Below are 9,279 nucleotides of genomic sequence, written 5' to 3' on the forward strand. Positions count from 1 at the left end.
TCTCGAACTGGCGCGAGGTGGTGATCTCGAAGACCGGCTTCTGCTCCGTCAAGGAATAACTCCCCAATTCAAATCAGACGTATTGTTGTATCGGCACGCATCATAGCGCAAGGCCTGACGGCGTGCGGGAAGGGCTTGCCGCCCCGCAGCACGAAACCGAATGACGCCCGACCCGCCGCACCGGAGTTCCGGCGCTTACACGACGCCCGTCACATTCACGTCGTTGTCGATGGTCACCGTCGCCAGAACCTCGCCGCCCATCATATACTCATACGCGGTGCTCGCGCCGTTGTCTGTGCCCGCGGACCACACGCCACCCGCGTTCGGATGCCCACCGGCAAGTGTCGCGAAATCCACGGTATCACCGGTATCGCCCAGCACTTCCAGAACGTTGCCCGCCGTGTCGTTGAGGTCGAAGACGTCCTCGATGTTGAGCGTCAGCCGGCTGTTGCCGCCGTCGTTCGCAAGATCGACGGTCTCGATGCCATCGATCCTGCCGTTGGAGATCGCCGTGAGGTCGAGATCGATCGGCGCATCGAAGCGCAGCGTATCCGATCCCGCCCCGCCATCGATACGCACGAAGCTTCCGTCGGAAATTGTCAGTGTATCGTCACCAGCGCCGCCCGACAGAACATCCGCCCCGCCGGCACCGACGAGCGTGTCGTTGCCCAACCCGCCGACGAGCTGGTTCGCGCCCGCAGAACCGTTGAGCGTATCGTTACCGTCCGTCCCGATGGTCACCCCGCCGGAGAAGTTTCCGCCGAAAATAACGTAGCTCCGGCCCGAATAATTGTCTGCTGTGCCATCGCCACGCCCGCCGACGATCAGGTCGTCGAAGCCGTCGCCATTCACATCGCCGGCAGAGGAAACGGACGTCCCCGCTCGCCCGAACGGGGCGAGACCATCCAGCGCGAAACCGTCGGGACCGCCGTTTCCGATGGAATCCGCCGCGATGTTGTTGCCGAAAGCCTGCCCGCCGAAGAGCACGTAGACGCTACCCGTCAGGCTGTCCGCGCCCGAAGCGCCGACGATGAGATCATCAATCCCGTCGCCGTTGACATCCCCAGCCGAAGAGACGGAAGAACCCAGCAGATCGCCACTCGATCCGCCGGTGATCCGGAACCCTTGCGAATTGCCAGCCTGGCCCAGCGTTTGAAGGTCGATATCGCCATCGGCGGCCAATGCGGCAAAATCCTGCCCCCCGAACACCACGAAGCTCTGGCCATTGTTGGAAAGCGGGGAATCATCCGCACGGGCCGCGCCGATGACCAGATCGGCAATGCCGTCTCCGTTGATGTCACCGGCTGAGGAAACCGAATATCCGGCACGAGCAAGGGAAAAGCCATTCAACCGGAAGCCGTTCGTGCCGTCCAGGTTCTGAACGTCGAGTTCCCCGCCGTGTGCCTGTCCTCCGAACACGACATAGGCAGCGCCATGTTCGTTGAAAAGGCCGCCGTACCTGGGTGCGCCGACGATCAGATCATCGATGCCGTCGCCGTTGATATCTCCAGCCGACGATACGGAGCCGCCAAGGCGCTCGCCATCCCCGCCCGTGATTATGAAGCCGTTCGATCCATCCAGGCTGGCCAGACTGAAGCCGGACCCGAAATTCTGGCCGCCGAAGACGATATAGCTCTGGCCGGCATCCGTCCGGCCGGAAGGGTCGGCACGGTTTCCGCCAATGATGAGATCGTCGATACCGTCGCCGTTCACATCGCCGGCGGAGGATACGGAATAGCCGCTTTCGGAGCGGCCCGGGCCCGTCAACGTAAAGCCGTTCGTTCCATCTAGGCCGGACAGAACGACCTCGGAGCCGAACGCCTGCCCGCCATAGACGACATAGCTTGTGCCCGGAGAGTCGAACGTGCCCGGCGCACCGACGATCAGGTCGGCGATACCGTCGCCGTTGATATCGCCCACGGATGATACGGACAGGCCGGTATCCCTCTCGCTGCCTCTCAAGGTGAAACCGTTCGTGCCATTCAGGGCCGAGGCATTGAGTATGCCGTTCGTTCCAACGGCTTCATTCGTGCCGAAGACGATATAGGCCCTGTCGTTGCCAGGAGCGCCGATGATCAGGTCGTCGAAGCCGTCGCCGTTGATATCTCCGGCGGAAGAAACCGAGGTGCCGCCCTCGTCCCCGCCCTGACCGATAACCACGAAGCCGTTTGAGCCGTCAAGATCGCCGAGATCGACCGGCGCGGGCACCTGCGCGCTGACGGGCGACGTCAACCCGTCGACCGTCAATCCGTCCGCGACGTTCACCGTTGCCCGGACTTCGCCATCGACCATGAATTCATAAGCGGTATAGCCCGCGGTCGGCTGCTGCGCGCTTGCCGCCCAAGTTCCGCCGGCAAGCGGATGATCCGCGGCAAGTCCCGCGAAACTTACGTTGCCGCTGGAGCCATCGACCGTCAGCACGTTGCCCGCCGCGCCGTTGATGTCGAAGACATCCTCGGCGTTCAGCGTTAGCCGGTTGCCGTTCGAGCCAAGATCGATCGTCTCGATACTGTCGAGGCGCGTGTTCGAAATCGCCGTCAGATCGAGATCGAACCCGGCCCCCAGCCGCAACGTGTCGCTGCCGCCACCGCCGTCGACCCGCACGAAATCGGCATCGCCGATCGTGAGCGTATCATCGCCAGCGCCGCCGGAGAGCACATCCGCCCCACCGTCACCAACGAGCGTATCGTTGCCAAGCCCGCCGACGAGCTGATCGGCGGCTGAACTGCCGGCAAGCGTATCCGCTCCGCTCGTACCGACCGTGACCCCGCCGGTGAAATCACCGCCGAAAATGACGTAGCTTTGTCCGCTTGAAGCACCGTTTGGATCTGCGCTCCTTGCTCCGATCACGAGGTCATCGAAGCCGTCGCCGTTCACATCTCCGGCCGAAGAAACCGAATAGCCAAATCGGTCGCCGCTCTGCAGGCCGTCAAGCACGAATCCATTTGGCCCGCTCCCGCCGATCGTGTCCGCGTCGATCACGCTGGCGAAGGCCTGCCCGCCAAAAACCACATAGGCGCGCCCGTTGCGATTGTCGGCTCCGATGATCAGGTCCCCGATGCCATCGCCGTTGATGTCGCCGGCGGCCGCGACCGAATTACCGAGAGCATCGAAGTTGGCCGTACCCTCAATGCGGAAACCGCGTAGCTGACCCGATGAGCCGGCAGCGTTTATCAATGCGAGGTCTACCGCACCGTCCCCGCCCGCTATCGACGCGAAATCCTGGCCACCGAAGACCACATAGGCATGTCCGTTGTTGTCGAAGGCGGCATCGCCGCCATTGGGAGCGCCGACGATGAAATCCTCGATACCGTCGCCGTCGATATCCCCGGCCGCGGACACCGAGCTTCCCGCCCTGCCGAGATTGAAGCCATCGAGACGGAATCCATTGCTGCCGTTGACGGCCGTGAGGTCGAAGTCGGCTGAGAAATTCTGCCCGCCGAAAATGATATAGGCAGCACCATCGCGGTCCGGATCGCCGTGGAAATTCGCGCCGACGATCAGATCGTCGATACCGTCGCCATTGATATCGCCCGCCGCCGCGACAGAAATGCCGGAGCGTTCGGATGAGCCGCCATTAAGCCTGAAGCCTGTCGTCCCGTTCAGCGAGGAGGCATTGATCGAGCCGCTCGCGCCGATATCGCCACCGCCGAACACGATATAGCTTTGGCCGCCATTCGTTCTGCCCGATGGGTCCGCCAGACGCGCCCCGACGATCAGGTCGTCGATGCCATCGCCATTCACATCCCCGGCGGAAGAAACGGATATGCCGCTTTCGTCTCCCGCGGCGGCGCCATTCAGCACGAAGCCGTTTGACCCGTTGAGCGCGGAAAGTTCGATCGTCCCTCCGGCTCCGATACCGGCGCCACCGAAGACGACATAGCTTCGTCCCGCCGCGTTGTTCGCATCGTTCGCGCCGATGATCAGATCGGCGATGCCGTCGCCATTGACGTCCCCTGCCGATGACACGGAAATGCCTGCCCCATCCCCGGCAACGGCACCGTTGATCGTGAAGCCGATGCCTCCCAGCGAATCCGCGTTGATCGTTCCCAGAGCGCTGAAATCGGCCCTGCCGAACACGACATGGGCTTGGCCGGCTCCATTGCCCGGAGCGCCGATAATCACATCGTCAAAGCCGTCGCCGTTGATGTCTCCCGCGGACGAGACGGAATGGCCGCTTTGATCGCTGCCTGAAGCGCCATTGAACACGAAGCCGTTCGAACCGTCGATATCGCCGGGGTCCGCCGGAGGAAGCGTTGCTTCGTTCACATCCGTCACGCCGATGGTGAAGGTCTCCTGGCGCGTGCTGCCGCCGCTGTCGCGCACCTGTACCGTCACCTGATGGCTCTGCGCCGTCTCGAAGTCGAGCAACCCGCCGTCGGCGACACGCAGTTCGTCGCCGTCGATCTGGAACCGTCCGCCGGCGTCGTCCAGCAGCGTATAGGTGAAGGTCTCGCCGGCGTCTGGATCAATCGCGCCAAGTGTACCGATGACCGTCCCGTCAGCCGAATTCTCTTCGACACTGACATTCGACAGGGTGATGTCGGTCGGCCTTTCGTTCAAATCCTCGACCGAGATCGTGAAGGTTTCCTGGCGCGTGTTACCGCCGCTGTCGGTGACCTCGACCGTCACGTCATGGCTGGGCGCCGCCTCATGGTCCAGAGACCCCCCGTTGGCAACTCGAAGCGTCGCGCCATCGAGCGTGAACCGGCCGCCCGCGCTGTCGACCAGCCGGTAGGTGAAGGTCTCGCCCGCATCCGGGTCGGCGGTGCCAAGTGTGCCGACGGGCGTAAAGGCGGCCGAGTTTTCACGCACCGTGCCCCCCGCCAGCGTCAGCGCCGTCGGCGCCTCGTTGACGTCGCCGACCGTCACCCGGACCGTCTGGACCGCCACGCCCCCGTTGCCGTCCGAGGCCGAAACTTCGACCTCATAGGTGTTGTCGCCGCCGGCATCGCCCGGCGCCTCGAAATCCGGCGCGGAGACGAAGCGAAGCGCGCCCGTATCCGGATCGATCGCAAACAGCGCCGCATCCGCTCCGCCGGTGATCGAATAGCCGAGAGAGGCTCCGGTGTCCGCGTCGCGCGCCGCCACCGTGCCGACGGGAGCCGTGTTCTCCGCAACCGTGAATGCGGACGGCGACACGATCGACGGGGCGTCGTTCGCACCCGTCACCGTCACCGTCAGCGTCGCCGTGTCCGTGCCGCCGTTGCCGTCGAAGATGTCGTAGCTGAAGACATCGCTCGCAGTCTCGCCTTCGGCCAGCGCCTGCGCCGCCGCCTGGTCGGCCACGTAGGAATAGCTGCCGTCGGCATTCAGCGTCAGCGTGCCGTAGGTGCCTGTGAAGCTTCCCGAGGCAACCGACAGCGCATCGCCGTCGACATCCGTGTCGTTCGCCAGCACGTTGCCCGTGACCGCGCCCGCGTCTTCCAGAGTGGAGGCCGTATCCGCCACAGCCACAGGCCCATCGTTCGTGCCGGTGACGGTGACGGTCAGCGCCGCCGTATCCGTGCCGCCGTTGCCGTCAGCGACCTCGTAGCTGAAGACGTCGCTCGCGGTCTCGCCCTCGGCCAGCGCCTGCGCTGCCGCCTGGTCGGCCACGTAGGAATAGCTGCCATCCGCGTTCAGCGTCAGCGTCAGCGTGCCGTAGGTGCCTGTAACCGTACCCGCACCGCCGCTCACCTGAAGCGCGTCGCCGTCGCCGTCCGTGTCGTTCGCCAGCACGTTGCCCGAAACAGCACCGCCGTCTTCCAGAGCGGCGGCCGTATCCGCCACAGCCACAGGCCCATCGTTCGTGCCCGTCACCGTCACCGTCAGCGTCGCCGCATCCGTGCCGCCGTTGCCGTCAGCGACCTCGTAGCTGAAGACATCGCTCGCAGTCTCGCCTTCGGCCAGCGCCTGCGCCGCCGCCTGGTCGGCCACATAGGAATAGCTGCCGTCGGCATTCAGCGTCAGCGTGCCGTAGGTGCCTGTAACCGTGCCCGCACCGCCGCTTACCTGAAGCGCGTCGCCGTCGACATCCGTGTCGTTGGCCAGCACGTTGCCCGTGACCGCGCCCGCGTCCTCCAGCGCGGAGGCCGTATCCGCCACAGCTACAGGCCCATCGCTCGTGCCGGTGACGGTGACCGTCAGCGTGGCCGTGTCTGTACCGCCGTTGCCGTCGGAGATGTCGTAGCTGAAGACGTCGCTCGCAGTCTCGCCTTCGGCCAGTGCCTGCGCCGCCGCCTGGTCGGCGACATAGGAATAGCTGCCGTCCGCGTTCAGCGTCAGCGTGCCGTAGGTGCCTGTAACCGTACCCGCACCGCCGCTCACCTGAAGCGCGTCGCCGTCGCCATCCGTGTCGTTCGCCAGCACGTTGCCCGTGGCCGCGCCGCCGTCTTCCAGAGCGGAGGCCGTATCCGCCACAGCCACAGGCACATCGTTCGTGCCCGTCACCCTCACCGTCAGCGTCGCCGTATCCGTGCCGCCGTTGGCGTCGGAGATGTCGTAGCTGAAGACGTCGCTCGCGGTCTCGCCCTCGGCCAGCGCCTGCGCCGCTGCCTGGTCGGCCACGTAGGAATAGCTGCCGTCGGCATTCAGCGTCAGCGTGCCGTAGGTGCCCGTGAAGCTGCCCGAGGCAACAGACAGCGCGTCGCCGTCGACATCCGTGTCGTTGGCAAGAACGTTGCCCGTGACCGCGCCCGCGTCTTCCAGAGTGGAGGCCGTATCCGCCACAGCCACAGGCGCATCGTTCGTGCCCGTCACCGTCACCGTCAGCGTCGCCGTATCCGTGCCGCCGTTGCCGTCGGAGATGTCGTAGCTGAAGACGTCGCTCGCAGTCTCGCCCTCGGCCAGCGCCTGCGCCGCTGCCTGGTCGGCCACGTAGGAATAGCTGCCGTCCGCGTTCAGCGTCAGTGTGCCGTAGGTGCCCGTGAAGCTGCCCGAGGCGACCGACAGCGCATCGCCGTCGCCGTCCGTGTCGTTGGCAAGAACGTTGCCCGAAACAGCGCCGCCGTCTTCCAGAGCGGCGGCCGTATCCGCCACAGCCACAGGCGCATCGTTCGTGCCGGTGACGGTGACGGTCAGCGTGGCCGTGTCCGTGCCGCCGTTGCCGTCGGAGATGTCGTAGCTGAAGACGTCGCTCGCAGTCTCGCCTTCGGCCAGTGCCTGCGCCGCCGCCTGGTCGGTGACATAGGAATAGCTGCCGTCCGCGTTCAGCGTCAGCGTGCCGTAGGTGCCTGTAATCGTCCCCGCGCCGCCGCTTACCTGAAGCGCGTCGCCGTCGACATCCGTGTCGTTGGCAAGAACGTTGCCCGAAACAGCGCCGCCGTCTTCCAGAGCGGCGGCCGTATCCGCCACAGCCACAGGCGCATCGTTCGTGCCGGTGACGGTGACGGTCAGCGTGGCCGTGTCCGTGCCGCCGTTGCCGTCAGCGACTTCATACGTGAACGTGTCGGTTGCCGTCTGCCCCTCGGCCAGCGCCTGCGCCGCCGCCTGGTCGGCCACGTAGGAATAGCTGCCGTCGGCGTTCAGCGTCAGCGTGCCGTAGGTGCCCGTGAAGCTGCCGGAGGCGACCACCGACAGCGCATCGCCGTCGCCGTCCGTGTCGTTCGCCAGCACGTTGCCCGTGACCGCGCCCGCATCCTCCGTCGCAGAGGCGACATCCGCCACAGCCACAGGCCCATCGTTCGTGCCGGTGACGGTGACGGTCAGCGCCGCCGTATCCGTGCCGCCGTTGCCGTCGGAGACCTCGTAGCTGAAGACATCGCTCGCAGTCTCGCCCTCGGCCAGCGCCTGCGCCGCCGCCTGGTCGGCCACGTAGGAATAGCTGCCGTCGGCATTCAGCGTCAGCGTGCCGTAGGTGCCTGTAACCGTGCCCGCACCGCCGCTTACCTGAAGCGCGTCGCCGTCGACATCCGTGTCGTTGGCAAGAACGTTGCCCGTGACCGCGCCCGCGTCTTCCAGAGTGGAGGCCGTATCCGCCACAGCCACAGGCGCATCGTTGGTGCCTTGATCGCCGCCTTCGAGTGCGTTGGCAATCAACGGCGTCGTCGCCGGCCGATCGAAGTCGGCGCGAGCTAGTGTCCGGAGCGGTTCGAGCGCTGGCAGATCTTCTGGAAAAAGGTCGGCAGGATCAACGCCGCGCGATTCATTTACAACTTCAGGCGCACGCGAATATCCGCTTGCCGGAACTCCTTGGGCTCCGATCGAGCTCGTCGATTCGACCGCACGCCCATCGTCGGCGGGAAGGTTGGCGAGTAATTCAGCACGCAGATCCTCGGAAGCCGTGAAGCTTCTGTCACCGGCAGAAACTTCGACGGGCTCATCGCCATCTTGAGCGAAAAATCCGTCAAGCTTAAGGGTCTTGCCATCAGACAGCACAAGAAACAAATCATCGCCTTCGGTAGTACTGAGAACTATCTCGGCATCGGCGACTTCGATCTTGTTTCCGCTTTCTATTTCGAGGACGGTTTCCTGTTCGACAAGTTCAAGCTCGTGTGAGAGTGCACCAGCTTTTTCGACAATTACCGTCGCCATGACTTTCCCTTCAAAACCAAGCCTGGAAATCCCGATTCGCTCGGAACTTCAAAATTTGCGCTTCCAAAAGACTTCGGCGCCTCGAATCGCGCAGCGACATGGAGGAACTCACGGAATCGAATTCGAAAGGCCGCGACCATTCCTGGGCACCTCGGCCTCTATCGATACCCTGCGCATATCCACCGCCGTGCTCCGCCTGGAACCCATGGCAAGTGGCGATGACGATGACGATGAATTTCGTGCCGCATCTCCGTGGGCGAGCGCTCCTCCGAACAAGCACAACCTTTGATATTTCCGTAACGAATTTTTAACTTTTTTTTTGGAAATCTACCGTTCACGTTCCTGTTATTCTGTAGAAATCTTCATAATGTTGGTTAAAATACATTATATTATGGTTAATATTGTGTTTATAAGGCTTTTTTATTAAATCTTATTATAGTTTTATTGAGGTTTTGTTTTAAAGTCGCAAATTATAATTATATTTTACAACCTATATAATCTGTATATTGAACATTTTTTATTTATACATACAATTATAAAATTCAATAAACTCGTACTTGCAATTATTTATACGCATGCGAGCTCGACAAAGCCCCGCACTTGCATTCGACATCTGGCCAAACGCTGTGCAGGGCGTCACCTCGACAGCGCGGCGTGCCGAGTGGAATTTGGGTCGTCTCGGATAACGCCTACCTTGAGGCGATCTGGAGGCTTTCCACCAGCGTGCCGATCGTGGCCAGAAGCTCGTATTCGTCCTGGAGCGCG

At 63.1% G+C, this 9,279-nt stretch carries 1 protein-coding gene; it reads right to left on the bottom strand.

Annotation, left to right across the window (positions count from 1 at the left end; genetic code table 11):
• Window positions 1-195: 195 nt before the first annotated feature.
• On the bottom strand, window positions 196-8,514 hold the full coding sequence (locus GR183_RS21520) for a beta strand repeat-containing protein (protein WP_160777750.1): 8,319 nt from the start codon (window positions 8,512-8,514) through the stop codon (window positions 196-198).
• Between the last annotated feature and the right edge of the window lie 765 nt (window positions 8,515-9,279).

Source organism: Stappia sediminis (assembly GCF_009826895.1).
Classification (GTDB): Bacteria; Pseudomonadota; Alphaproteobacteria; order Rhizobiales; family Stappiaceae; genus Hongsoonwoonella; species Hongsoonwoonella sediminis.

Coding starts and splice junctions, on each gene's coding strand:
- GR183_RS21520 (WP_160777750.1), bottom strand. CDS start 8,514: ATGGCGACGGTAATTGTCGAAAAAGCTGGTGCACTCTCACACGAGCTT.